This window comes from Natronoglycomyces albus, from assembly GCF_016925535.1.
Taxonomy (GTDB): domain Bacteria; phylum Actinomycetota; class Actinomycetes; order Mycobacteriales; family Micromonosporaceae; genus Natronoglycomyces; species Natronoglycomyces albus.
Genome location: NZ_CP070496.1, coordinates 2,652,257 through 2,675,957, shown reverse-complemented (window position 1 = coordinate 2,675,957; position 23,701 = coordinate 2,652,257). Strand labels below are relative to the sequence as shown.

The window sequence follows — 23,701 nt, the reverse complement described above, 5'->3', positions numbered from 1 at the left end:
GGACATCATTCCCGCGTGGGCGGAGGTGCCTGGGCGGCCTGATCGGTGAAGCTCTCCTCGACGGTCTCGCGTAGTTGTTCTAGTTCGTGCTCAGCCATGCCGTGATGCTCGGCAAGATTGAGTAGGACCCGCACCTGGTGATCGACCTCCGCGATCACCTGGGCATCTGCGACCTCTTGGGCGGTCTTGCGCAAGTGCCAGAACAACTGCAACATGTTGCGGGCCGCGAGTGGCTCGATGGCGGCCGCGCCGCGCATGCGGCGGGCGAACAATCGCACATGATCGTGGGCGAGCCAAGCCTTGTCGTCGAACAGTCGGCGTCCCTCATCGTCGGCCCGATGGACCGGACGCAGGCGGGCGGCGGTGATTTCCTCCAGCGCCGCCCCGACGTGTACCAGCGCCTCGTGAGCCGTCGCGGAGTCCTTGCCGCCATTGAGAGCATGGCTCGACACGTCCACCAGCTGCCCCAGCGCCAGCGCCAAATCGATCGACGCGTCGCGAGTGCGTCCGATATGGATCGCATTGGCGATGGCCTCCAGCTCACAGCGGTCGCTCTCACGTCCTAGCGATACCGTCGCGATGGCCCGGCGATGGGTCACGAAGTCCCCGGTCCTGGTATGCAGATGAACCACACAGCCCGGCGGCATCGCCTCCATCAATGCGTCTGTGTCGACCCGTCGAACCCAGCCGGTGGAAGCCGCGTAGACGGTTTGCCCGTGCTCGTGCGGTGGCTGCCATTCCACCTGGGTATCGCTACGCTCTTGCGAGTCGAGCACTTCGATGACCTTCTCAGTTAGCTCTCGCACGACCTCGGGCAACGTCAAAGCCTTGATGGCCCGGCGAATCGCCAACAGAACGCCCCCGACTGCCAGCAGCGCGACAGCGATGGCCGCTAGCGTCGCCAGTGGGGGAGCGGGGTCTTCGGGGTTTTCGGACAGCCCCAGCAGCAAAACGGCTTCGATCACGATCGCACCGGCCATCACCGACAGCAGACGGTGTTGAAATCGGTCGCTGAGGAAGGCCGCCATGGTGCGCGGGGAGAACTGGTCGGACACCAGGCCGACGACCACGGTCCGCATCCACAGGCTGAACACCGCTACGGTGATGATTCCTCCGAGGATGGAACCGATAAGGGTGCGTGCAGACTCGACATTGCTCACTTCAACGGTGAGGAAGTTTGCTATGAGCGCGTCCGCGGCCAGAATCGCCACTCCCACGGCGGTACCAGCCACGCCCGCGTATGCCATGAGCCCAAAGAGAGACCGGTCCTTGCGCGGAGCCGCAGCAGTAGAACTGTGCTGTGAGGATCTCAATGAAGGCATGGTGCTGTTCACCCCTGACCCAAGCGGGTATTGGAACTTGGCGCGGTGGGGTTTCGGCTCATACTGTGCTCCCTTGTCGTTAACGACTGTGGTGCGTCTTCGGTCCCTTCTCTTTGGTCTGGCTGTGACGTTACCGCGCGCATGCGAAATTGTCCGGGTCTCGGCGCCGATCGCGACCTTTGCTCAGTTGCTGCCACTGTGAGTCTGCGCGAAGGGCAGGGGAAGGCGATATCGCGCCTGCGCTATTCATTCGCGGCCGTAGAAGCCACTGGTCATCACTACTTCAAGATGCGCTAACACGTGGCCTAGCGGTGATTCGGTCACCATCCACTTCGTCGTCAATGCGCATTTTTCAGTGGACCTCGCCGGTTTCTCTGACGACATGGGCGGGCAAGGGCCTTCTTCACAAGGGAAGATAACGACCGGTAGCTATTCGTGCACTATGTGGACACTCTGTTCAGGGAATTGTCTCCTGCGCGCGGGCGCCTGGGATCAATAGAATTGGCTGCGACCTTCCCCAGTCACATCCATGACCCCTCAAGGATGAGAGACGAATAGTGAAACGAACATCCCCTCTCTTGGCCGTGTCGGCGGCCGCGTTGGTGGGAGCCTCGGCGCTCCTGATGAAGACGGCACACGCTGACCCAGCCGACTCCGTCGACCAATATCAACCCTCCACAATCCAATGGCAGGAATGCGAAGATGCTCCCCGCGTCGATTGTGGTTCGATCCACGTACCGCTGAACTGGGCTGACCCTGGTGGGGACACCATTGAGATCGCCTTGGCTCGCCGTCAGGCGACCAACCCCGAGGCCAGAGTTGGAACAATCGTCATGAACCCGGGTGGACCGGGTGGTTCGGGAGTCGGTGCGGTCAAAGGCCATCATTGGGTGAGCGAGGCGGTCCTTGAGAAATTCGACGTGGTCGGATTCGATCCGCGCGGCATCGCAGACAGCGCGACCATCAACTGCGATCGTGAGGACATCGACCGGGTCCTGGAATACCGCTGGCCCTCCAACGAAGAGGACTTCCAACACCTTCTGACCGGCCAAGAGCAGCTGGTGGGAACCTGCCGCGCGCTTACCGGTGAGCTATTCGACCATGTCGACAACCTGGCGACGGTCGAAGACCTCGACGCGATCCGGGCCTCCCTGGGCGACAAACAGCTTAACTTTCTGGGCTATTCCTATGGCTCCCTGATGGGGCAGCAATACGCGCAGGTGTATCCCGACCATGTCCGCACCCTAGTGCTCGACGGGAACATGGACCACAGTCTTAGTACGACCTGGGAATTCTTGGAGACCGAAACTCGGGCCGCCGAGCGCAACTTCAACGCCTTCGTAGCCTGGTGCGACACCGAGCCCACTTGCGCTATCCACGGCGATGACATTGAGTCACTGTATGGCCAGCTACGTGATGCGGCTCGGGAGGGCGACTTGGTCGACCCGGTCCGGGGCCCGTTGAGCTTCGAAGAGCTCAACGGCATCACCTTTAACTATGCGAACAACCCCGGAGGGTGGGAGGAGCTAGGCCAGCTGCTGGCCGACTTGCGTGCAGGACATAGCCCGGCCGCCGCGCTCCTGCAGGCCCAAGAGATAGTCAACTACCCGCTCCAGGCGATCTGGTGCCTGGACTGGGACTACCCGGTCACTGACTTCGACCAATGGTCCGGTTATGCCGACCAGCTAGCCGAGGAATTCCCGAATATGCAGTGGACGCCCTACAACACCCACGCGCTCAACTGCCTGGGTTACGACGGCGAGGCGACGAATCCACAGGAACCATTGGATATTGACCCTGAGCTCGACATCGTCATGATCGGGACGGTGCACGACTATGCGACCGTCTACGAGTGGACCCAATCCGCCGCCGAACAGTCGGGCGCGGCCCTGGTGACCTATGAGGGCTTCGGCCATACGATCTATGGCCACGGCTATTCCTGCATCGACGAGGCGATTGACGCCTACTTTCTGGAGCTGGTGGTTCCTAAGGATGGCCTGAGCTGCCAGCGGCGGGACTACGCCGACGCGGATGCGAACGGCCACCTCAGTTCCACCGACCGACCTGAGGTCCCGGGGCCCTTCGGCCGCTAGGCGAACTGCTGCCCCGGGGGAATCCATTCGTGAACCTCGGGGCGCCAGCCACGGTCATTGGAGAACCCGGCAAGCTAAGGGAGCAAACTGGTTCACTGGCGACGATGAGTCATTGGGGCCATAGTCGTTGTACGCCTGCATGGGACAATGGGCTCATGACCAATGACGCTCCTGGCCACGTTCCTCTATCCTCCTTGCGTGGAAATGGTGACTCGCAGGCACCGGCTGTGCCCGCGAGCGAGTCCAACAGTGGCTCCCCCTTGGGCGCGTATCTCGACAACCATCTCAAAGCTCACCTGGAGGACTTGTACGACAGCCTGTGGGCTGACTGTGATCAGGCACTGCGAAAGGGCACCTATAACACCGTTCCGGTGCCCCAACACGGCGACCATCGGTGGGGCATCAGCGTTGTGGCACGGGTGGGAGGTGACGTCCTAGCCAATCTGACCGATGAGCTGATGGGCATCAACGCGGCCTTGAGCTCCGCGCATCTGATGTTTAGCCCTAACCAACTGCACACCACCGTTCGCAGCTTGGAAGGATTCCAAGATTTCGTCCCCGAGGTGCAGGTGCGTCACTATGTCGACCAAGTGTGCCGCCAGCTAGTGGACCTCGTGGCCGACCTGGGGCCGCTCGCGATCGACTATCGGGGTCTGGGCGGTAGCCTCAATGGCGTTTTCGCGTGTGGCTACCCGAGCCGGTCTCTGATGGAGCTGCGCGAACGCCTCCATATCGACCAGCAGTCCACGGGCTCGCTCGGGGTGCGAGGGATCGACGAGGCCCGGATTCGCGACATGGCGCACGCCGCTTTGGTAGTTTTCCAGGCTCCACACGCCGTGAACGCTGAACTGGCCGACTATGTAGCCCGCCGACGTGAAACCTCATACGGCGTACAGATCATCGAGTCGCTCTCGCTAGTCAAATACGAGCCGACGATGACGTCAGTGAACATGATCGAATTGGCCGAAATTCCGGTGGGCACCTAGCCGCCGGAAGTATCCAACTCGGCGCCATCGGGCACGGTCACGTCGTCGCGGTCGTCCAGCCAGCCTTCGGGCAGGATTACTTTGCCGGGAGTGTTCGTGCGTCCGCGCGGCAAACCGAGGGTTTGCCGTGGAAAAGGTGTCTCAGAGTCGAGCTGTCCGAGCAGATCGTCGAGTTCGCTGAGGCTGGAGACCATCGCCAGTGACCGGCGCAGGTCCCCTCCGACGGGGAATCCTTTCAAGTACCACGACACGTGCTTACGGAAGTCTTTGCAGCCGTGTTCCTCGGCGCTGATGTTGCGTCGATATTCCGGACGCGACACTTTACCGGGGGTGGCCTCGGGATTGGCGCCCGAGTCGATCCACTCCACCAGTAGACGCGCGTGGCGGGCCATGACGGCCGCGACTTCGCCTAGCGAGGGCAGAAGCGGTTCGGTGGGTTCGGTGGAGCCCGCGTTACGACGGGCGAATGCCCTTTCGAGGTCTCCGAAGAGCCAGGGTCGCCCTAGACATCCGCGTCCCACCACGACCCCGTCACAGCCGGTCTGTTCGACCATCCGGATGGCGTCGTTGGCCTCCCATATGTCGCCGTTGCCCAGGACGGGGACGTCGAGGCTTTCCTTGAGCCGGGCGATCGCCTCCCAGTCGGCGACGCCCGAATAGCGGTCGGCCCCGGTACGCGCGTGTAGTGCGACCCAAGCAACACCACAGTCTTGGGCAATGCGTCCGGCTTCGAGATAGGTGAGGTGGTCCTCGTCGATGCCTTTGCGCATCTTCACTGTGACGGGCACCCCCGCTGGCGCGGCGGCCTTGACTGCCTCGGAGACGATCTGGCGAAACAGGCCGCGCTTCCACGGAATGGCCGATCCGCCTCCTTTGCGTGTGACCTTCGGGACCGAACAGCCGAAGTTCAAGTCGATGTGGTCGGCTAGGTTCTCATCGACCACCATTTGCACGGCCCGGCGCATATTGATCGGGTCGACCCCATATAGCTGGAGGCTGCGGGGCTTCTCGCTGGAGTCGAACGCGACCATGCGCATCGTCTTCGGGTTGCGCTCCAGCAGTGCCGCCGTGGTGATCATCTCGCAGACGTACAGCCCTGCGCCGTGTTCGCGGCACAGTTTGCGAAAGGCGATGTTGGTGATGCCCGCCATTGGCGCGAGTATCACCGGGATCTGGGGCAACGCGAAGCCTTGGGCACTACGGGCGGCCTCAGTGCCGTAGAGCTCCGGCCCCACCAAGGAAGATTCGGTCACAGTCACACTATGAGGATGACATGCCAGTCACGGTGGCGACCAGGGAGTGAACCTGATGTGGGCGCGGCTTCAGTCGTCTAGGTCGAGGGCGACCGAAACGGCAAAGGGTTTCCCGTCGGGGGAGTAGGCCCCACCGTATTCGAAGTCGCCCTCCAGCTGGATTTCCGCGCCACTGGCGAATCGTGCGGTCGCGAACCGGTAGGAGTGTAGTGCTTGACCTTCGAAGTCGGCCACAAGCACCGAGGGGGCACTGCCGGCATAGTCCAGCACGTCGGTGCGTGCGTTCTCTGAGGCGCAGATCGGGTCATGTAGTCGCTCATCGCGCAGCTGGCGGGTGATCTCGCCGTCGCCCACCCACTGGATGGTCGCGTCCGCGCGCGAGGTGACCAGCAGTGCCTCACTGTGCGCGCCCCACTCTAGGCAGGTCGGGTTAGCGCCGACCTCAACTGAGCCCAATGTGGCCAGGGAGCGCAGGTCCGTCGTGTCCACCAGGTGTACGGTGCCGTCGCGAGTGGACACTGCCGCCTCGCCTTCCCGTGCGTTCACGTCCGTGACCAGGCCGGAGAACTCCAGTTCCGAGGCAATCTGGGGAGCCTGATCGGCCTCGAAGGGGTCAATGTCGCCAGTGCCGGAAAAATAGCTGTCCGAGACATAGGCCAATAGCGGTGCCAGGTCGACCACGACTGTCCGCTTTTCCTCCAACGAGCCAACGAGGGCATAACCAGCCGAGGCGATGGTGTCGACTTGCTCGGCGGTTGGGCCGCCGACCTGGCCGGCGCGGTTGGTCCACACGGATGCCGAGGCGTTGGAATAGGCCGATAGCGAGGTTGGCGCAGAGACAGGCAGCTCAACGACGCCCAGCAGCTGGGCGGAACCGAAGTGGCCAGGATTGGGCAGTCCCGGGTAGGGCTCGGGCCACGAAGACTGGTAGGAACCGGCCTGGTCGCCCATCGCGATCACAGCCAAGATGGCGTGTCGTTCGGTGGCATTCCAGGCCGTCACCAAGGAAAACTCATTGTTCGAGGTGAGGGCGACGGCGGTGGGCACATATCCCTCGGGCAGGGCTAGGCAGGTGCCACCCTGCGCGCCGCTGATGCCTGTTGTGGCGAGTATTCCGGTGGAGAAGACCGTCACCGCGTGGGCGTTCATCTCCATGCCGGTGGCGCGCGCCATATCAACCGGCTTGCCCAGGTCACGTTCGACCTCAGCGAGGCAGTCTGCGGTCGATCCCTGTTCCAGCTCTAGTTCAGGCGAGCCCTCGTCTGACCAGCGCCCTCCCGGACGCGGGGTAAAACCCACTAGGTCGGATGCCACCTCAACGCTCGTAATATGGTCGATTCCAGACAGGGCGTCGTTGTCGGTGACGAAGGCCAATTGGCCTTGCACGTTGCGCCAGTTTGTCACGTCGGCGGCCTCACCGTACTGGTAGAGGCGTTCCAGCCCGTTGGCATCGACGGTTGAGGTTTCGGGCTCGAACACCTGGGCCTGCTCGTCCTCAGCGGCGGTTCCCGCAGGTGGCTCCCCATGCCGCCATTCCATCCACTCGGCTGAACCAGCCGAGGCCGAAAGGCTCTCGTAGAGGTCCCAATTGATCTGTCCCTCGCTGTCGACTAGGGCCGTGGTGTCGGTTTCGGGAGCCGTTTCGGGCTCCTCGCCGCTGGAGGAAGAGCCCGGTGGTGGCGCGCCTAGCATCCACACGATCGCGATGATGAGCGCCACGGTGATCAGCCCGCCGACTCCGTAGATCGTGTAGCGCACCCGCCGCCCATGGGTGGGCGGATGGGCGGGTTTTTTCTCCGGCTCGACTTGGATCGTCGCCGGAGCTTCGCCGTGGTCTGCTGGGGTGGACTGCGCGGGCACGCTAGGCGCCTCTTGAGCGGGCGCGCTCTGGGGCTCGCTTGGTTGCTCGCGTAGTTGATCGGCAAATGCCGCGCCTGCGCGTTGCCCGCTGGCGTGTGCTTCGTGGCCGTGGTCGTGTGGGCCGCTTTGGTGGGGAAGGCGTGGATGCTCGCCCGAAGGTGGACCCGGGTGCCATTCCTGGGTGGAGTCCAGCGGCTGGCTGCTGGGAGGGTGTGCGGGGCCGGAGAGCTGGTCGAAAGCTTCCTGAGTGGCGTTTCCGTAAGGCTGGTGTGCGCCGGATGGCCCCTCTGGCTGCGCAGACCAGGCGTCGTGCTGCCCGACGACGTGGCCCTGGCCAGCCATCGGGTCGTGGTGCGGGGCGGGGCCGTCGTCGAAGTATCCGCGCGGTTGCGAAGGCGGTTGCCGCGTCTCCAGTGCTGGCGGAGGTGACTGGCCAGCTGGTGTGGCGGGAGGCGCGCCCCATGGATCGTGTGGGTCATGGGCGCCAGAGGCCGCAGGCGCGGCAGGGGGCTGCGGCGATTGCGGTCTGTGATGCGGGTGCGGCAGCTCGTTGGATCCGTCGTCCTCCGAAGGTTCCCACTGCATGTGGCTGACGCCTTTGGCAGTGACCTTCGGGGGTCGCGTCGGTTCCGCCGTGGACTCACTGGGGGGCCAGGTCGGCGGTTGCTGCGGTTGCTCGGGCGATTGGTCCGGCATGATATTCGACTTTAGCGGATGCTCGGTCCCTCAGGCGACCACCGTTGCGTACATAGTGGCCGAGGCTAATGCTATAGGCTGATCTGGTGGCCTCCACCTGCTGCGGCAGCGGTGCGAAAGACCTTGCGGCATCGTCAATTGCGAGGTCACGTGAGGTGTGAATACTTCTGGTGGCGACTCGGTGACAATGGTGACCACCGTTGTTCGGATTGTGGTCGGGGCCGTTGTGGGTCGCTAAGACCGGAAACAATGGGGCAGAAACGATGTCGCATCTCACAGGGTGGCATGGCTGTGGGAAACCACCGCAAACCGACACTGGGTCACAACGACTCGGTGTTGAGAAAACATGGCGCACAACCACTGCGAGGCGACGAAGACGCAGCGGCGCACAAGGGGATCGAGCAACTATGAATTGGCGGAGGTGACATGGCAGGTCGCATTCGGGACGCCGACATTCAATTGGTGCGCGCCCGTGTCGATATCGCCGAAGTCATCGGTGAGCGCGTGACCTTGCGTAACGCTGGCGGCGGCAATCTGAAGGGCCTGTGTCCCTTTCATGAGGAACGTTCCCCTAGCTTTAACGTCACTCCCTCGCGCGGGATGTACCACTGCTTTGGTTGTGGGGTAGGTGGAGACGTCTTCGCCTTTGTCATGGAAGCCGATGGGCTCACGTTTGTCGAAGCTGTCGAAAGGCTGGGCGCGCGGGCGGGAATTCAGCTCACCTATGAGGACTCCGCAGGTCGAAGCTCAGTCGGACGTACCAAACCCGGCCAACGACAACGGCTGGTGGAAGCGCATACCGCCGCTTCGGAGTTCTACGCCGAGGCGTTGCACAGCCCAGAGGGGCAGGTGGCTCGCGCGTTCTTGCTTGAGCGGGCTTTTGACAAAGACGCGGCGGCGACGTTTGGCTGTGGTTACGCCCCCGACTCTTGGGACGCGCTGACCAATCACCTGCACCGCAAGGGTTTCTCGGCGGAGGAGCTGACCGTGGCCGGGTTGTCGAAACCCTCCCGGTCCGGTTCCCTGATCGACCGTTTTCGGCGCCGTCTCATGTGGCCAATTCGGGACACCTCTGGTTCGGTGATTGGCTTCGGGGCGCGCAAGCTGTTCGAGGATGATCAAGGCCCCAAGTACCTCAATACGCCTGAGACCCCCCTATACAAGAAATCTCAGGTGCTCTACGGCATCGACTTGGCCCGGCGTGAAATCGCCAAGCAAGGGCGAGTGGTCATTGTGGAGGGTTACACCGACGTGATGGCCTGCCACCTGGCAGGCGTACCAGTGGCGGTCGCGACCTGTGGAACCGCTTTCGGCTCCGACCATATTTCGGTGCTCCGACGCTTCTTGTTCGACTCCGACGCCTTTTCCGGTGAAATCATCTTCACATTCGATGGAGACGAGGCCGGACAACGAGCCGCGCGCAAAGCCTTCGGCGACGAACAGAAATTCGCCTCCCAGACCTACGTGGCCATCACCCCCGACAACATGGACCCATGCGACCTGCGTCAACAGCGCGGAGACGCGGCAGTACGGGACCTGGTCGCCGGGCGGGAGCCGCTGATCGACTTCGCGATGCGTTCCGAAATCGCCAAGCACGATCTCGATACCGTCGAGGGTCAAGTCGCCGCCACTCGCGCCGTGGCCCCGATGCTGGCCGCCATCAAGGACCGGGCGCTCTTGCAAGGCTATGCGCGACGGGTCGCCGCCCTCATCGGTGTGGACCTGGCGCCGTTGCGGGCCGCTGTCAAAGAGGCATCCCGAGGGCGAGGGCAGGGGGGAGCCACCCCGCCCGAGCGCGTGATCACCGGTAAGGACGTTAACTCCCAGCAATACCAGGCCCAGCGGGAGGCCATCAAAGTCGCCTTGCAATACCCAGTTGTGGCGGGCACCTACTTTGACGCGGTCGACGCCACCCCATATACCGACCAACAGCTACGCCTCATCCGCGAAGCCATCGAAGCGGCCGGGGGCACCGCCAGCACCGAAGGCGGCGCGAACTGGATGGCGGCCGTGGCCGACAAATGCCCGGACCTAGCCGCGCAGGCGCTAGTCGCCGAGCTAGCCGTGGAGTCGCTCAACGTCAACGGCGAGCCTGACATCGCCTATATCCGCCCGCTTTTGGCGCGTCTACAACTGCCGGTGGTCGAAGAAGAGCTGCGGCAATTGAAGTCGAAGCTGCAACGTGTCAACCCCTCTTCCGACAAGGAGGAGTACATGAGGTTGTTCGGGGCGCTGGTGACGATGGAACAGCACTGCCGCTCACTGAAAGATCAGGCATCGGGCGCGCCCGGCTTGACCTCCACGCAGTAGCGGCCCGACATGAACAATCAAGACCGGGTGCGGCCGGAGGCCGCCTCCAACGTGATGAGTCACTAGCGGGCGCTAGGACCGCCTGCCCATCCCGAGGCCTGATCCGGTCCAGAAAGGGAGACCCTCGTCACGGCTTCCAGCGCGGCGACGGTCAACGATGATCGAAGGTATGAACCCAGCTCGCAAATCAGTGGCACGTTGTCACACTAATCGCATAACCTCACAACTATGCCTGCTGAATCAACTCCCGAGACACTCGTCTACGCCCGTGATCTTGAAAAGCGATATGGCGACAAAGCGGCTGTCAGGGGCATAGATCTCGACATCGCCGCTGGTGAGGCCTTCGGCTTCCTCGGCTCCAATGGGGCTGGCAAATCCACGACTATGCGTATGATCGGCTGCGTGTCGATCCCCACCTCCGGGCAGCTGACGGTTCTGGGCCTCGACCCCCAACACGACGGTGTCGCCATCCGATCCCGCCTTGGGGTTGTTCCCCAGCAAGACACCCTCGACTCCATGCTGACCGTGCATGAGAACCTCGAAATCTACGCCCGCTACTTCGGCATTTCGGGCAAGCTCGCCAAACGCAAGGCCAGCGAGCTGCTCACCTTCGTCAAGCTCTCCGACCGCTCCAAAGACAAGGTCGATGAGCTCTCCGGCGGCATGAAACGCCGCCTCGCCATCGCCCGTGGCCTGGTCAACGACCCCGAAATGATCATTCTCGACGAACCCACCACTGGGCTGGACCCGCAGGCCCGCCACATGGTGTGGGAGCGACTCTTCCAACTCAAACAACGCGGCGTGTCCATTCTCCTCACCACTCATTACATGGACGAGGCAGAACAACTGTGTGACCGGCTCGTGGTCATGGACAACGGAAAGATCATCGCTCAGGGTTCACCCTCGGAGCTCATCACCGAACACGTGACCAAAGAAGTCGTCGAACTACGCTTCAACGGCGCGCACACCACCGAGCTGGCCGACCTGGCCGAAAAACTCGCCGACCTTGACGGGCAGATCGAGGCACTTCCCGACCGCATCCTCATCTACACCAACCACGCCAGCGGCACCGTCGCCGAAGTACGCGACCGAGGACTTGAACCCTCCAGCGCCTACGAACGCCGCGCCACGCTCGAAGACGTCTACCTACGTCTCACCGGCCGTACCCTGGCGGAGGCGTAGATGACCATCCTCGACCAACAGCCCACCGGCGAAGGCACGGCCGTTCGCGGCGGCCCTCCTCCCAACGCGCTGGCGGCGGCCTACCGGCTGGCCCGCTATCACCTGACCTTGTATCGAAAGACCTGGCACGGCACGCTGTTTTCCGCGACGTTGATGCCGATGCTGTACCTAGTGACCTTCGGCGTCGCCGTCGGCGCGTATGTGGACGATGGCCTGTTGCCGGGCGGAGTGTCCTATCTTCAGTTCGTGCTCCCGGGCACTCTGTGCGCCATGGTGCTCATGATGATGAACTCCGACCTCACGTTCCCGGTCTTTGGCGGGTACAAGGATTGGGGCGGCCACTATCTATCCCAACATGCCTCCCCGGCTCGTCCGGTGGACATCCTCAACGGCCACATGCTGTACGTGCTGGCTTTTCGGGTGCCGTTTGGCTGCTTGCTCTTCACCTCCGTGATGCTGATCTTCGGAGTATTTGCCAACCCGTGGATGGCGCCGATGGCGATCTTGGCGGCCATTGGAGTGGCCGCCTCCATCGCTCCCTGGGTGTTTTTTCTGGCCAGCTGGATCAAGAGAGACCAGAACCTCGTCATCGTGCAGCGGGTCATTCTCGTGCCGATCACCCTGTTCTCTGGAGTGTTCTTCCCCGCCAGCGTCATGCCGAGTTTCCTCCTGCCGTTGGTCTACGCCTCGCCGATGTGGCATGGGGTCGAGATCGCGCGTTACTTCACCGCCGGGGTGGAAACCTCGTGGCCCATGTGGACGAATGTGGTCTACCTGGTGGCCTTGGCCACGGCGGGCTGGTTCGCGGCCCGTCACATCATCTACAAGCGACTCAGCGACTAGGGGAGTGAACATGCGTCATTGTTGTTGTCTCGCTCCCGCTTCGGCGTTTGGCCCGGAGTTGTCGTCTCTTGTTCCTGCCCTGAGGGCCCCAAACCGTGCCGGGCGTATGCCTGTGGAGAATCATGTCCGCCATTGCTTATTCGTATGACCGTCGCAGCCTGGAACGCGCTGGGTCGATGACCTACCGCAACTATCGGGCGATGAGCCGTCACTGGATTCTCGTCGTCACCGGCGGGCTGGAAGCGGTTCTCATGTTGTTGGCCTTCGGCTTTGGAGTCGGTTCCCTGGTCGGCACCATCGAGTTGCCCGATGGAAGAGAACTGGACTACGTCGCGTTCGTCGCGCCCGCCATCCTGGCCACCTCGGCCATGATGGGTGTCATCTTTGAGACGTCAATCAATATCTTCGCCAAACTCAAGTGGATGAAGGTCTACGACGGCATTTTCAACACGCCGTTGCGTCCGTGGGACATCGCGTTGGGCGAGGCGATGTGGGCGATGGTGCGCGGCAGTATTTACATCGTCATGTTTGTGCTCACCATGGCCGCGTTCGGCCTCATCACCTCATGGTGGGCAATCTTGGCGATTCCAGCTTGTTTGGTAGTGGCCTGGGCGTTTATCGGCGTGGGTTTCGTGCTCGCGACCCTGTTTCGAGGCTGGCCCGACTTTGACTGGATGGCCGCGCTGGTGTTCTCCATGTTCCTTTTCAGCGGCACGTTCGTGCCGGTGGAGGACTACCCGGCCATTTTGCAGGGAGTCGTGTACGCGCTGCCGCTGTACCACGGAATCGAGGTTGTGCGCGGCATTAGCCTGGGGATGTTGAGCCCATGGCTGCTGGTGAACGTGTTGTACCTGCTCGTCATCGGCTTCGTCGGCCTCTATGTGGCGCAGCGGCGCATCACCCGGAAAATGTACAGCTGAGGTGGTGCTCTAAGTTGGTGCCGTGCGGCGATTGACTCACACCCGGTTTTGGTGGGGAACGCGAGTGACCAGCGTGATTTTCGTGTGCCTGCTGGCCTTCGCCCCCGCTCCCGTAGTTGCCCAAGAGCCGAAGCCGCAGGTTCTCATCGTCACCAATTCTCACAATAGTGATGAGCGCCAGATCGTGATTGACTATGCGCTGGAACGCTATGGGATGGAGTTGCGGCGCTGGGGGATGGACTACACCAAGGGCGACCCCAGCGATGTCAATGCTCATACGCTGGCCAACACCGACGTGGTTGTCTTCCTGCACACCCTGGGCCGGATTCTTGACCAGGGGCAGCGGCAGGCGCTAGAGGACTATATGCGCCAAGGCGGAGGCTTTGTGGGGGTCGGTTCGGCCGCCAGCACCGAGACCGAATGGCCCTACTTTCACGAGCTGATCGGAGCCGTGGCGACCGATGCCGATAGGGCTGAAACAAGCAAAGAGGTCACCTTTGCCACGGAGCACTTGGCCGCGCGTGGAATGGGCGATGACTGGGAGCCATCGGATCACTGGCTGACCTTCGACCGCGACCCAGAACAGATGGGCGCGACTATCGTGGCCTCTGTGGACTCGGGGCATCCCGTGGCTTGGCAACAGCAACTAGGGCATGGGCGATCCTTTTACACCTCCCTGGGTGGGGCCTATGGCACCTGGGGCGAACGGGAGTTCGGGAAGTTCTTGCGACAGGCCACCTGGTGGGCGGCTGGAAACGACGCTGGGCTACGCCAAGATTCGACGGCGGCGGCCCCCCACTGGCCCTACACGGCTGCATTCATACTGCTGGTGGGAGCGGTCGCGACCGGCGGAATAATCGCGGTGGCGCGTTCAGAGCAGGCCACGCGGCGACCGGCCTCCGCTGAGGGCCAACCGAAGCGCACGTGAGGCAGAATCGGTAAGCACGCGCGGGACGTCCTTGAACTCTGAGCTTGGGGTGGGAGCTACCGCTAATGGGAAACATCGCACAGGTCTGTGGCCCAATTAGGCTTAGGTCAACGCTGTTGGTCCCCTCATCGAAGTGGGGCTAGTAGTTGTAGCCACCCTTCCTCCAGCCCGCCATGTCCTAGGCGGTAGCAGAGGGAATGTGGGGCGGGAGAGTAAAATCCGGTCGGCTGGGCGCATCTGTTTCCGGCCGCAGTTTCGAGATATTCGTCAGCCCATTGTGTGCTTAGCCGTTGTTGTCGATACGCTACCTAATTTGTGGCTTGGGCTGGTCATAATTAACCAGGACTGCCTTTGAAGTCGCCGCGGCCTTGGTCCGGTAGCCGGGCCCATCTCGGATGCAATGAGGCATGTCGGCGGTGATTTCGAGACAGGAAATGCGGCATTCTTAAAGGCACGCTCCATGCCCACGCCTGGCAGGTATGCTGCCGTTGTTCAGCCAGCGTCTTTCGACGTCGTTCGCCCACCGCCTGGGGTGCTACGAATCCCAGCTTGCCTAGATCGGGTCGGGCGAATGCATTACTGTAGATCAGTTGGCTTTGATGCGCTGCAATACCAATTCGGTATCCGAATTGAGTATTGCCTGCAATAGTTCGTTCACATCATTGGGTAGGTCGAGCCCCATCTCATTGAAGGATTCGCGCGCGCAGCGGATGACGTGGAGAGCTTCGGGGGTTTGTTTATTGAGATAGTGCGCAGCTGCCAAAAGTAGTTGATATTGAGGATGTTGGGGAGCTTGACCCAGTAGGTTTCGCAGGATGGGCAAGGCATGGTAGGGATGTCCGCTCAGGAGGTGTGCGGTGGAGAGTATCTTATCGCCGCGTTGGCGAAGTTCCTGCAAATTCATGGTATGGATGGCAAACCACGAGGTGTTGGGAAGGTCGTTGCCCGGATCGCCATGCCAGATTCTCTTGGCTTTTAGGCAGTAGGACACAGCCGTCTCGGGCTGGGTTTCCAGACATGATTTCGCCGCGTTGACGAGGCGGGATATTTCGGTTATGTCAACATCGTTTGATCCGAGCGAAAGCCGATAGCTGCCGCAACGGTTGTTGAAACTGAAAAGCTTTGATGACCCGTGTGACGCAGATTCAAGATCGCGCCGCAAAGATGCAACATAAGACCGAACATTAGCTCGGGCGGAGCTAGGTGGATTGTCCCAGCAGCAATTGATCATGGTTTCAGTAGAGACGGTTTGTCCGCTATTGACCGCCAATAGCGCCAAGATCCCGCGTTGTTTTCGGCCGGTGGGGGAAAGCGGTGCCCCGTCTCCGCATATCGTCACTGGCCCACACAATTGAATTCGCATGCTCGACAGCACCTCGTAGTCAGGGGTGGGGGAAATAAAAGTTCGCTTCAGTCATGCGTGGCTATGGCCAGAGTAAACGATTATCTGCGATAAATCACGACGCCGATCGGGTACAAAATTTGCCGAAGTGGTTTTGTGTATTAAGTCGGAATGCGTGATCTTGTTTCATCGAAGTATTTGGATGAGAATCTATACTAATGAAACGAGAATGTAGGTGATGGGGATCGAGCCGAAGCGGTCTCTGGCATCAGTTGCCCGGCCTCTGGCATGACCGGCAGCTACATCGCGGCGCGCAGAAAGCCATTCGGCCCTAGGCCTCGCGTGGGAGAAATACGGACCGAACAGGTTAGGGCCGGCCCCGGGCCGACGCTTGCTCGCTTCGGTTGATCCACGTCGAGGCCAAGGCCCTTCCCGGCGTTGACGCGGCTGAGATCGCGCTCAGGGAGCCGACAGCCTGGCGCGCGCGTCTAATGGCCACACCGCATCAGATTCACCACCTGGGCCGCTGGGGCAGCGCTCGCGGAGCTTCGGGGTCGAAGGGGTTGGCACTGATACTCACTGCGGTCGCGTTCCAGACAGTTCTCTAGCCCTCTGGCCCCACCAGTCGTAGCGTTCACTAGTGAGGGGCGTCACTAATCCCTCGGGGAAGGGGGCTATGTTTGGTTCTTGCGAGACGTAGTTGGCCCGAATGTGGGCACTCTTGTCCGTCGACGCGCCGGGTGAGATTGTGCTCGACGTGGTTACGAAAGGTAAGCGACTAGCCTTCGGGGAATGGCAACCAGACGCTTCGCGGACATCCGCCGGAATGTGAATGAACGTGGCGTATGCACGGCCCCATGATCGTGTCGGTCACGGCACGGACGCGGTGCGGCGATCAACGTCGTCTCACCGTAACGAAGGGGTGCGGGCAGCGAACGACCAGTATTTCTGGCCGTTTTCAGGTTGTCGATGGCCCGGATGCCGGTCACGCTCGAAGGGCTGGCTGTCATACCATCGTCCGGTTTGTAAAACAGCAGCTCAAGCCCTATTCAACACCCTGCATTGAAGGACTGGTTCGTCAGCTTGTCGACTCAATTGCTGCCCCAGGGCGGTATTGGTGGCAAGATGTCGACAGTCACATATGTCCGCCCGGGAACGAAATTCTCAGAGCTGTCGGCCCCAGGCACTAACTTGGAAATGAGTGGTTCTGGTCGGCAACCGTCGAGCCCAGACCCGAAACCCGCAAGGAGGATGGCGCTATGGCCAAGCGACTTAAACCACGTCCGGCCAGCGAATCCATTGACATGTCCACCGCTTCGTCAATGAGCGAGGACGAATTGCGCGCACTGCGCAATATGTTGATTGCCAGCACCAATTTGTCGTACACGCGTTTGTGTGACTACGCCGAAGATTGCGCCCTGCGTGGCGATGAACGTCGGGTGTTGGAGAACGTCCACACGATCAACGACTTGCTTGGGGATGAGCCACTAGAGGACTGACCCTATCCGGATTGGTCTTTTCGTGCCCGGTTCCCCCGGACGCCCGACCGCCCACACGGTGCCAGGTGACGCACTGGCACCCCACTTTTAGTTCGGGCGATCGAATAGGTCGCCTTACTTCGTGCCATACCTGCGGCGAAGGTAACTGGGTGTCAGCCCAGCGCTGCTGTCCGCCAGAGTGCATACGCCCGCCTCATCCCTGGTGGTGCTGTATCTCCATCAGGTTGGACCAGCGGTGTTTGGCAGCAACGGGGAGGCCTTTGCGGGCGGCCTGGCCAACGCCACCGGAGTCGCGGAATTGGCTAGGACAGGTCACGTCGGACAGTCCCAGGTTCGGGGTGATGGCCATCGTCCCGGCTGTACTGGGCTCTTTGGTGGGCCACTGGGTTCGGCCAGGAGAACATGAGACAAAAACTAAGCCCCCTGTCCAGGCGCAGTGCCTGTGCAGAGGGCTTCTCAGTTTGCTCCCCGAGTTGGACTCGAACCAACAACCTGCCGGTTAACAGCCGGCTGCTCTGCCAATTGAGCTATCGGGGATTACATCCCTTAAGGAGAGGTTTCGCAAACTTCCTCCGAAGAGTCTGTCTGTGGAACCGGAGACAAGATTACAGTACTGTCGGCCTTGGGTTTTCACGGGGGGAGCAGTATTGGCGGGCACTGGTCACCAGCGGCATCTCCGGGGTGAGTGGGCGACTTCGTTTCCAGGTTGGAGCCCCCGAGTTTGACTCACAGGGCACAATGAAGAGGATTACCGCCGAGGAGGGACAGACTATGCGTAAGTGGTATTTCGTTGCTGGACTTGCGGTTGGCTATGTTTTGGGAGCCAAGGCCGGTCGCGAGCGTTACGAGCAGCTGGCTTCGATGGCCTGCCGCCTCAGGGAGGACGAACGTATCCAGTCGGCCACCAAGTCGGTGAAGGCTGGCTGTGACAAAGCGGTTTCGGCCGCCCAAGACAAGTTGAAGGACACCAAGTTCGGTGCGAAGGTGGAGGAGCTGTCGGCTCGCTTCGCTTCGGAGATTGACGATCTGAAGGAAGAGATCGACGAGGAGTTGAAAGCCGAAGAGGCCCGCAAGTAATCGAGTGCTTTTGCGCCGTGGCGGGATCTTTCGCTCATAAACCCCACGCCGGTAACTGGCGCCGCGTTTGGCCGCGACACCGCGCCCGCGGCACGAAACGAGGCAATGCCGGTGGCCCCGCGGGGCCACCGGCATTGTGCTGTGTATACGCGGTTTAGATAAAAGCGTCGACGCCAATTCGCAGATCGCCAGCGGAGCGTCCAGCCGTGACCATCCAGGTTCCCTCGACCGTGCGCCAACCGTGGTCGAAGATTTGCCATGCGCGGGCGGGAATGTCGATCGCCACTTCGACGGTTTCCTTTGGTTGTGCCACCACCGAGGCAAAACCCGCCAAACGTAGGCGCTCGATGCCGCCGGGAACAGATTCGCGGGTTCGTGCGGTGGGGGAGACATAGACCTGCACTATTTCGCGGCCGCTGCGGTTTCCCGTGTTGGTGACGCGAACGATGGCCCGCCCATGCTGGTATGAGATCGAATCGTATTCCCAGGTGGTGTAGCCGAGGCCGTGGCCGAACCAGTAAGCCGGTTCGGGTTTGCCCGGTTTTTTCCAGGCCCGATATCCGACGAAGACGTCTTCGTCGTAGAGCAGGTCACCGTCTACCGGCGTGGTGTTGCGCACTGGCGCGTCGGCCAGTGTGGCTGGCCAGGTCGTGGGGAGTCGCCCTCCGGGCTCCTCCGCGCCCAACAGCACATCGGCAAGCGCGTTGCCAGCCTCTTGGCCGGGGAACCAACTGAGCAGGACGGCGGCCACCTCGTTGCGCCAGGGCATTTCGACTGGGGATCCTGTGTTGACCACGACTATGGTGCGCGGGTTGGCTTTTGCCACGGCCCGGACTAGGTCGTCTTGGCGGCCCGGTAGTGCCAGCGATGTGCGGTCGTAGCCTTCGCTTTCGACCTGTTCGGTGGTGGCCACGACCACGAGGGCGGCCCCGGCTTTGGCGGCGGAGGACGCTGCGGCGGCTATGAGTGCCTCGGCGTCGTGTTCGGGTGGTCGGTGCATCAGCGCGAAGATGATCGAAGGTAGGTATTCGCTTGCCGCTTCGATGGGGCGGTGTTCTAGTGACACGCTGACCTGTTCGCCTGCTTGCAGTTCGATGGCACCGTGTTCGGCGGGTTGACCGGTGAACATTTCAAGTGGGTCAGCGGAGGCGGGGATGTGTACGCCTTCGAAGAGCACTGTGTGGTCGACGGTGAGGCGATACCAGCCAGCCCCTCTAGTGCCGAAGGTGTGGGGCCCGGTTTCGTTGGCCGTGTAGGTGCCAATAATCATTGCTCGGTCAACGGTGGCTAGGTCGATGCCGGTGGCAGTCTCTCCCATCCAGTGCACGGCTCCGTCTACCAGTGGTTCGGCTTCGGTGGTGGTGCCGTCTTTGTGGATGACTTGTGCACGCAGCTGAAATCCATTGCTGGCGGGGAGGATTTGTTCGTTGGGATCGGCTCCGATATCGAAGGTCACTCGGTCACTGCCTAGGGCGTTGCGTAGGCCCTGTAGGGGGGAGATGACGTTTTCGGGGAACACGGTGGCCGAACCTCCGCCGAGGATGCGGGCGTCGCGGGCGGCCAAGCCGCTGACGGCGAGGGTTCCCAGTCCGTAGGGATACAGGGGCAATACCGCTTCGCGTTCTCCGAGGGCGGGGCGGTTTTGGGCCAGAACCATTGAGCGGCGGGCGGCTTCGCGGGCCAGGGGGATGGGGTTGTGGACGCGGGGTCGTTGGCTGGGGGCTACGGCCGGATCAGCTCCGGCCAACGCCCCGGTTCGTGCGGCTAGGAGCAGTACGCGGCTGACGGCGCGGTCGACGTCTTTTTCGTTGACGTCGCCGTCGCGTACGGCTTGGGCCAGCTGGGGTCCGAATACGGTGCGGGGGCCGGGCATGGCTATGTCGAGTCCGCCTTGGAGTGCTCGGGAGGTGTTGCGGGCGGCTCCCCAGTCGGAGACGATAAAGCCGTCAAATCCCAGTTCATCACGTAGTAGGTCGTTTTGGAGTGGCCCGTTTTCGGTGGCGGTGGTGCCGTTGATCGAGTTGTAGGCGGCCATCGCGCCCCAGGGCCGGGCTTGGTCGATGATCATGGCGAACGGTTGTACGTACAGTTCGCGCAGGGCACGCTCGGAGATGACGTTGTTGACGGTGAGCCGGTCGGTTTCGGAGTCATTGGCGACGAAGTGCTTCATGGTGGTGGCGATGCCGCCTTGTTGCACTCCGGCTACGAAGGCCGCGCCGATCGTTCCGGTCAGGTAGGGGTCTTCGGAGAAGTTTTCGAAGTGGCGGCCGCCTAGGGGAGAGCGGTGCAGGTTGACCGTGGGGGCTAGCAGGACGTGGACGCCTTTGCGGTGGGCTTCTTGGGCGAGCAGGTGCCCTAGTTCGGCGATCAGGTCGGGGCTGAAGGTGGCTGCCATGGCCGTTGAGCTGGGGAGGGCGATGGAGGGGCTGGTGGCGCTCCAGTGACGGCCGCGTACGCCGATGGGGCCATCGGACATGGTGATGGCTTTGAGGCCGATGTCGGGCATGGCGGGTAGCCGCCACATGTCCGCTCCGCCCAAGAGGGCGCATTTGCGATCCAGGTCGAGTTTTCCCAGTGCGGTTTCGATGACGTCGTCGTAGTGGGGGCGGTCTGGTGGGGTCGACCAAGTGCGGCTCATGGCGCTCACGTCCTCACGGATGAGAGTTATTGCATGTCAATGGGTGTACTTGTGGCCAGTGTGACACTATTACCTGATACCTGGTAGGGGATGTTATTTGATTGTGATCAAATAATCTCGCACTGTGTGCTTGGGTGGGGTCAAAGACGGCGATTCTCAGGCGTGCTCGCACTGGAATCTCCTGGCTGGAGATGCGGTGCTGTGGCGTAAGGTCGTCGCGGGCATTCCTCCAGGGGCGGCCCGGGCGCAAAGAGGGAAGGGGTCGCACATGGCCACACCAATGACGGCGCAACATGGCGCGCGGGGGCAGCGGAGACGCGCTCAGATAGTTCGCGCCGCGCTGGAGGTCATCACCGAACGAGGCTTTAGGGGCATGTCGCTGGGGGCGGTCAGTGAGAAGGTGGGGTTGACCCAGCAGGGACTGCTCCACTATTTCCCGACCCGTGAAGACCTCCTGATCGCGGTGTTGCAGTGGCGCGACGAGGTCGACAATGGAGGCGAGGCCGATGGTTCGACCCCTGACGCGATACCAGGGCCACTGTGGACTGTTGAACGATTGCCGTTGCTGGTGGCCGTGAACACCCAGCGCCCAGAACTGGTGAGGTTGTTCTCGGTGCTCCTGGGCGAATCGGTGACACGCGACCACCCGGCTGGTGAGTACTTTCGGAGCCGATATCGCCTCTCGCGGCAGACCATGGCCCAGCACCTGCGCGACGTGTATGGCCAACGCTTGCCATCGGGCCTCGACCCTGACGCTGCCGCCACGCTCATTGTCGCGGTGTTCGACGGCTTGCAATACCAGTGGCTACACGATGATCAAGCCCTCGACATGGAGGACCTGGTGCGCCAGTTCCTACGCTTGATCGATCCGGGTTGGGACGAGACAGCGAGCGACTATGTCTAACTTTCCCCCCGACGCGGTGGCCTCGCTGTGGTGCCCACACTGTCGGGCGCCCCTGGCCCTGCGAGAGCGGCGACTCAGCTGCGCGGATGGCCATAGCTTTGACCTAGCCAAACAAGGATATGCCCCGCTGCTGACGGGCCGAGGCAACACCACCACCGGTGATACCGCCGACCAAGTGGCCGCGCGAGAGTCGTTCCTGGCCACGGGAGCCTACGAGCAGTTGCGGGAAGCTGTCGCCACCGCCAGCCGCACTACCGCGCCCGGCTGCGTGGTCGAACCCGGATGCGGTACCGGCTACTATCTTGCCGCGACGCTGGAGGAACAGCTGGACTCTTCCGAGCCCGACTCAAACCAGACCCGTCTGGGCATTGGCCTCGACACCAGCAAATACGCTCTACGTCGAGCAGCCAGAGCCCACCCGCGCATTGCGGCGGTTCTCGCCGACGCCTGGGACCACCTACCCCTACGCACCGGCTCCGCCGCCTGCGTCCTCAACGTCTTCGCTCCCCGCAACGGCGCCGAAATCGCCCGCATCCTCCACCCCGAAGGCCATCTAGTCGTCGTCACTCCGCAACCGCATCACTTGCACCAACTGGTCGAACGCCTCGACATGCTGACCGTTGACCTCGATAAAGAAAGCCGAGTCGAAAAATCGCTCGGCCAATGGTTTCACCGCCTCAACACGGAGACCATTGACTATTGGGCAACCTGGCCACTGGCGTATATTGAATCTCTAGTGCTGATGGGCCCCAGTGCCCGCCACCTCGACATAGGCAAACTGCGCTCGCAACTGAACAGGCACAGCGAGCCCTGGAAGATAACCGTGGCAGTGACCGTTTCGATCTGGAAGACGTAGCCTTGTCAGACCGTTTTGTACTGCCGGGCGCCAACGACGGCGAAGCCAAGGGCGTTGCGGCAATCTGGACCCGACGCCGATTTCTCACCGTCCCCGCCATCGGCGCGCTGGCCCTAGCCATCCCCGGTGAAAGTCGGGTCAGCCGGACCAATCCGTTGCCCGAAAGCCTGGGCGTGGAAATCCTCGACACCTTCCCCCACGACGAAGAGGCCTTCACACAAGGCCTGGAATTCCACCAGGGCACGCTATACGAAAGCACTGGTCTATACGGTGAGTCCACCATGCGCATTGTCGATGCCTACACCGGAGAAATCCTGCGCATCGACCGTCTTCCCGAGCGTGTATTCGGCGAAGGTATCGCCGTGGTCGACAACATCGTCTGGCAGTTGACCTGGAAAGAGGGGATCGCCTACAAGCGCGATGCCGAGACACTCGAAGTGCTCGACGTGGCAACCTACTCCGGAGAAGGCTGGGGGCTGTGCCTTGACCGGGATAGTTACCGCCTCATCATGAGCGACGGCACCTCCACGCTCACCTTCCGCGACCCCCAGACGTTCGGGCTTCTGGGAACACAGACCATCACCCGCGCTGGCCTCGAACAACACGACATCAACGACCTCGCCTATGTCAACGGCAGGGTATGGGCCAACGTGTGGAAGACCGACAACATCATCGGAATCGACCCCGACGAAGGCGTAGTCCGATCCGTCGTCGACGCCTCGGAACTATTGGACGAGGACGAACGCGAACAACTAGGGCCCGACGACGTCCTCAATGGCATAACCCACGTGGCCAACGACAACACGTTCCTGCTCACCGGTAAACGCTGGCCGACGATCTACAAGGTGCGCTTCTTGCCAGAGCACGAACTCGACCCCGAGGACGGAGCCGCGGAACTGCCACGGCGGTGACAATCGCGGCGCCGCTGGAATCCGGGTCGAAACCAGCTCGCATCGAGACCGCGCGGGGCTGGGGCTTTGCGCATAAGTGGC

At 61.9% G+C, this 23,701-nt stretch carries 18 protein-coding genes and 1 tRNA gene; 12 read left to right on the top strand and 7 right to left on the bottom strand.

Annotated features, from left to right (window positions below; translation table 11 throughout):
• Window positions 1-5 precede the first annotated feature (5 nt).
• The gene (locus tag JQS30_RS11380) at window positions 6-1,322 is read right to left on the bottom strand and encodes a DUF2254 family protein (protein ID WP_213170387.1); all 1,317 of its coding nucleotides are present in this window, start codon (window positions 1,320-1,322) and stop codon (window positions 6-8) included.
• 557 nt (window positions 1,323-1,879) lie between these two features.
• Between JQS30_RS11380 and JQS30_RS11375 the strand changes: the two genes are divergently transcribed.
• Together JQS30_RS11375 and JQS30_RS11370 are read left to right on the top strand one after the other, a co-directional pair.
• Window positions 1,880-3,415: an alpha/beta fold hydrolase gene (locus JQS30_RS11375; RefSeq protein ID WP_213170386.1), complete on the top strand. Its 1,536-nt coding sequence runs from the start codon at window positions 1,880-1,882 to the stop codon at window positions 3,413-3,415.
• A gap of 155 nt (window positions 3,416-3,570) precedes the next feature.
• Complete coding sequence (locus JQS30_RS11370) at window positions 3,571-4,401, top strand: hypothetical protein (protein ID WP_213170385.1); 831 nt, start codon at window positions 3,571-3,573, stop codon at window positions 4,399-4,401.
• Here the strand turns inward: JQS30_RS11370 and dusB are convergent.
• Together dusB and JQS30_RS11360 are read right to left on the bottom strand one after the other, a co-directional pair.
• Window positions 4,398-5,552, bottom strand: coding sequence for a tRNA dihydrouridine synthase DusB (gene dusB / locus JQS30_RS11365; protein WP_213173061.1), 1,155 nt, complete (start codon window positions 5,550-5,552; stop codon window positions 4,398-4,400). The genes JQS30_RS11370 and dusB overlap by 4 nt on opposite strands.
• 171 nt (window positions 5,553-5,723) lie before the next feature.
• A complete protein-coding gene (locus JQS30_RS11360; protein WP_213170384.1) occupies window positions 5,724-8,210 on the bottom strand; it encodes a hypothetical protein in 2,487 nt (828 codons plus the stop codon).
• Window positions 8,211-8,636: 426 nt separating this feature from the next.
• On the opposite strand from JQS30_RS11360, the gene dnaG reads away from it, so the two are divergent.
• From dnaG to JQS30_RS11335, 5 genes are all read left to right on the top strand, one after another.
• Complete coding sequence (dnaG, locus tag JQS30_RS11355) at window positions 8,637-10,520, top strand: DNA primase (RefSeq protein WP_213170383.1); 1,884 nt, start codon at window positions 8,637-8,639, stop codon at window positions 10,518-10,520.
• Between the two features lie 228 nt (window positions 10,521-10,748).
• Window positions 10,749-11,702, top strand: coding sequence for an ABC transporter ATP-binding protein (locus JQS30_RS11350; RefSeq protein WP_213170382.1), 954 nt, complete (start codon window positions 10,749-10,751; stop codon window positions 11,700-11,702).
• Complete coding sequence (locus tag JQS30_RS11345; RefSeq protein WP_213170381.1) at window positions 11,703-12,545, top strand: ABC transporter permease; 843 nt, start codon at window positions 11,703-11,705, stop codon at window positions 12,543-12,545. It abuts the gene before it with no gap.
• 122 nt (window positions 12,546-12,667) lie between these two features.
• Complete coding sequence (locus JQS30_RS11340) at window positions 12,668-13,465, top strand: ABC transporter permease (RefSeq protein WP_213170380.1); 798 nt, start codon at window positions 12,668-12,670, stop codon at window positions 13,463-13,465.
• A 64-nt stretch (window positions 13,466-13,529) separates the two neighbouring features.
• On the top strand, window positions 13,530-14,393 hold the full coding sequence (locus JQS30_RS11335) for a ThuA domain-containing protein (RefSeq protein ID WP_213170379.1): 864 nt from the start codon (window positions 13,530-13,532) through the stop codon (window positions 14,391-14,393).
• Between the two features lie 586 nt (window positions 14,394-14,979).
• On the opposite strand, the gene JQS30_RS11330 is transcribed toward JQS30_RS11335, so the two are convergent.
• Entirely contained in the window at window positions 14,980-15,756 is a 777-nt protein-coding gene (locus JQS30_RS11330; RefSeq protein ID WP_213170378.1) for an AfsR/SARP family transcriptional regulator, read from the bottom strand.
• A gap of 1,238 nt (window positions 15,757-16,994) precedes the next feature.
• Between JQS30_RS11330 and JQS30_RS11325 the strand changes: the two genes are divergently transcribed.
• Window positions 16,995-17,234 (top strand): hypothetical protein, encoded by a 240-nt coding sequence (locus tag JQS30_RS11325; protein ID WP_213170377.1) that lies wholly within the window; start codon window positions 16,995-16,997, stop codon window positions 17,232-17,234.
• Between the two features lie 193 nt (window positions 17,235-17,427).
• Here the strand turns inward: JQS30_RS11325 and JQS30_RS11320 are convergent, their stop codons facing one another.
• Together JQS30_RS11320 and JQS30_RS11315 are read right to left on the bottom strand one after the other, a co-directional pair.
• Window positions 17,428-17,583, bottom strand: coding sequence for a hypothetical protein (locus tag JQS30_RS11320; RefSeq protein ID WP_213170376.1), 156 nt, complete (start codon window positions 17,581-17,583; stop codon window positions 17,428-17,430).
• 115 nt (window positions 17,584-17,698) lie between these two features.
• Window positions 17,699-17,771, bottom strand: a tRNA-Asn gene (locus JQS30_RS11315).
• 234 nt (window positions 17,772-18,005) lie between these two features.
• On the opposite strand from JQS30_RS11315, the gene JQS30_RS11310 reads away from it, so the two are divergent.
• Window positions 18,006-18,311: a hypothetical protein gene (locus JQS30_RS11310; protein WP_213170375.1), complete on the top strand. Its 306-nt coding sequence runs from the start codon at window positions 18,006-18,008 to the stop codon at window positions 18,309-18,311.
• 154 nt (window positions 18,312-18,465) lie between these two features.
• On the opposite strand, the gene JQS30_RS11305 is transcribed toward JQS30_RS11310, so the two are convergent.
• Complete coding sequence (locus JQS30_RS11305; protein WP_213170374.1) at window positions 18,466-20,949, bottom strand: beta-glucosidase family protein; 2,484 nt, start codon at window positions 20,947-20,949, stop codon at window positions 18,466-18,468.
• 268 nt (window positions 20,950-21,217) lie between these two features.
• Between JQS30_RS11305 and JQS30_RS11300 the strand changes: the two genes are divergently transcribed.
• From JQS30_RS11300 to JQS30_RS11290, 3 genes are read left to right on the top strand one after another with little or no spacing between them, the layout of a single operon-like run.
• Window positions 21,218-21,853 (top strand): TetR/AcrR family transcriptional regulator, encoded by a 636-nt coding sequence (locus tag JQS30_RS11300; RefSeq protein ID WP_213170373.1) that lies wholly within the window; start codon window positions 21,218-21,220, stop codon window positions 21,851-21,853.
• Window positions 21,846-22,709, top strand: a complete 864-nt coding sequence (locus JQS30_RS11295; RefSeq protein ID WP_213170372.1) for a putative RNA methyltransferase — start codon at window positions 21,846-21,848, stop codon at window positions 22,707-22,709. Before JQS30_RS11300 ends, JQS30_RS11295 begins: the two co-directional genes overlap by 8 nt.
• A gap of 2 nt (window positions 22,710-22,711) precedes the next feature.
• Window positions 22,712-23,620, top strand: a complete 909-nt coding sequence (locus JQS30_RS11290; protein WP_213170371.1) for a glutaminyl-peptide cyclotransferase — start codon at window positions 22,712-22,714, stop codon at window positions 23,618-23,620.
• Window positions 23,621-23,701 lie beyond the last annotated feature (81 nt).

Bases quoted from the DNA above. Each gene is read 5' to 3' on its own strand.
- JQS30_RS11305 (WP_213170374.1), bottom strand. From the start codon at position 20,949: ATGAGCCGCACTTGGTCGACCCCACCAGACCGCCCCCACTACGACGAC.
- JQS30_RS11310 (WP_213170375.1), top strand. From the start codon at position 18,006: ATGCGTAAGTGGTATTTCGTTGCTGGACTTGCGGTTGGCTATGTTTTG.
- JQS30_RS11295 (WP_213170372.1), top strand. From the start codon at position 21,846: ATGTCTAACTTTCCCCCCGACGCGGTGGCCTCGCTGTGGTGCCCACAC.
- dusB (WP_213173061.1), bottom strand. From the start codon at position 5,552: ATGGCGGGCATCACCAACATCGCCTTTCGCAAACTGTGCCGCGAACAC.
- JQS30_RS11360 (WP_213170384.1), bottom strand. From the start codon at position 8,210: ATGCCGGACCAATCGCCCGAGCAACCGCAGCAACCGCCGACCTGGCCC.
- JQS30_RS11340 (WP_213170380.1), top strand. From the start codon at position 12,668: ATGTCCGCCATTGCTTATTCGTATGACCGTCGCAGCCTGGAACGCGCT.
- JQS30_RS11380 (WP_213170387.1), bottom strand. From the start codon at position 1,322: ATGCCTTCATTGAGATCCTCACAGCACAGTTCTACTGCTGCGGCTCCG.
- JQS30_RS11300 (WP_213170373.1), top strand. From the start codon at position 21,218: ATGGCCACACCAATGACGGCGCAACATGGCGCGCGGGGGCAGCGGAGA.
- JQS30_RS11350 (WP_213170382.1), top strand. From the start codon at position 10,749: ATGCCTGCTGAATCAACTCCCGAGACACTCGTCTACGCCCGTGATCTT.
- JQS30_RS11370 (WP_213170385.1), top strand. From the start codon at position 3,571: ATGACCAATGACGCTCCTGGCCACGTTCCTCTATCCTCCTTGCGTGGA.
- JQS30_RS11330 (WP_213170378.1), bottom strand. From the start codon at position 15,756: ATGCGAATTCAATTGTGTGGGCCAGTGACGATATGCGGAGACGGGGCA.
- dnaG (WP_213170383.1), top strand. From the start codon at position 8,637: ATGGCAGGTCGCATTCGGGACGCCGACATTCAATTGGTGCGCGCCCGT.
- JQS30_RS11320 (WP_213170376.1), bottom strand. From the start codon at position 17,583: ATGGCCATCACCCCGAACCTGGGACTGTCCGACGTGACCTGTCCTAGC.
- JQS30_RS11325 (WP_213170377.1), top strand. From the start codon at position 16,995: ATGGCCAAGCGACTTAAACCACGTCCGGCCAGCGAATCCATTGACATG.
- JQS30_RS11345 (WP_213170381.1), top strand. From the start codon at position 11,703: ATGACCATCCTCGACCAACAGCCCACCGGCGAAGGCACGGCCGTTCGC.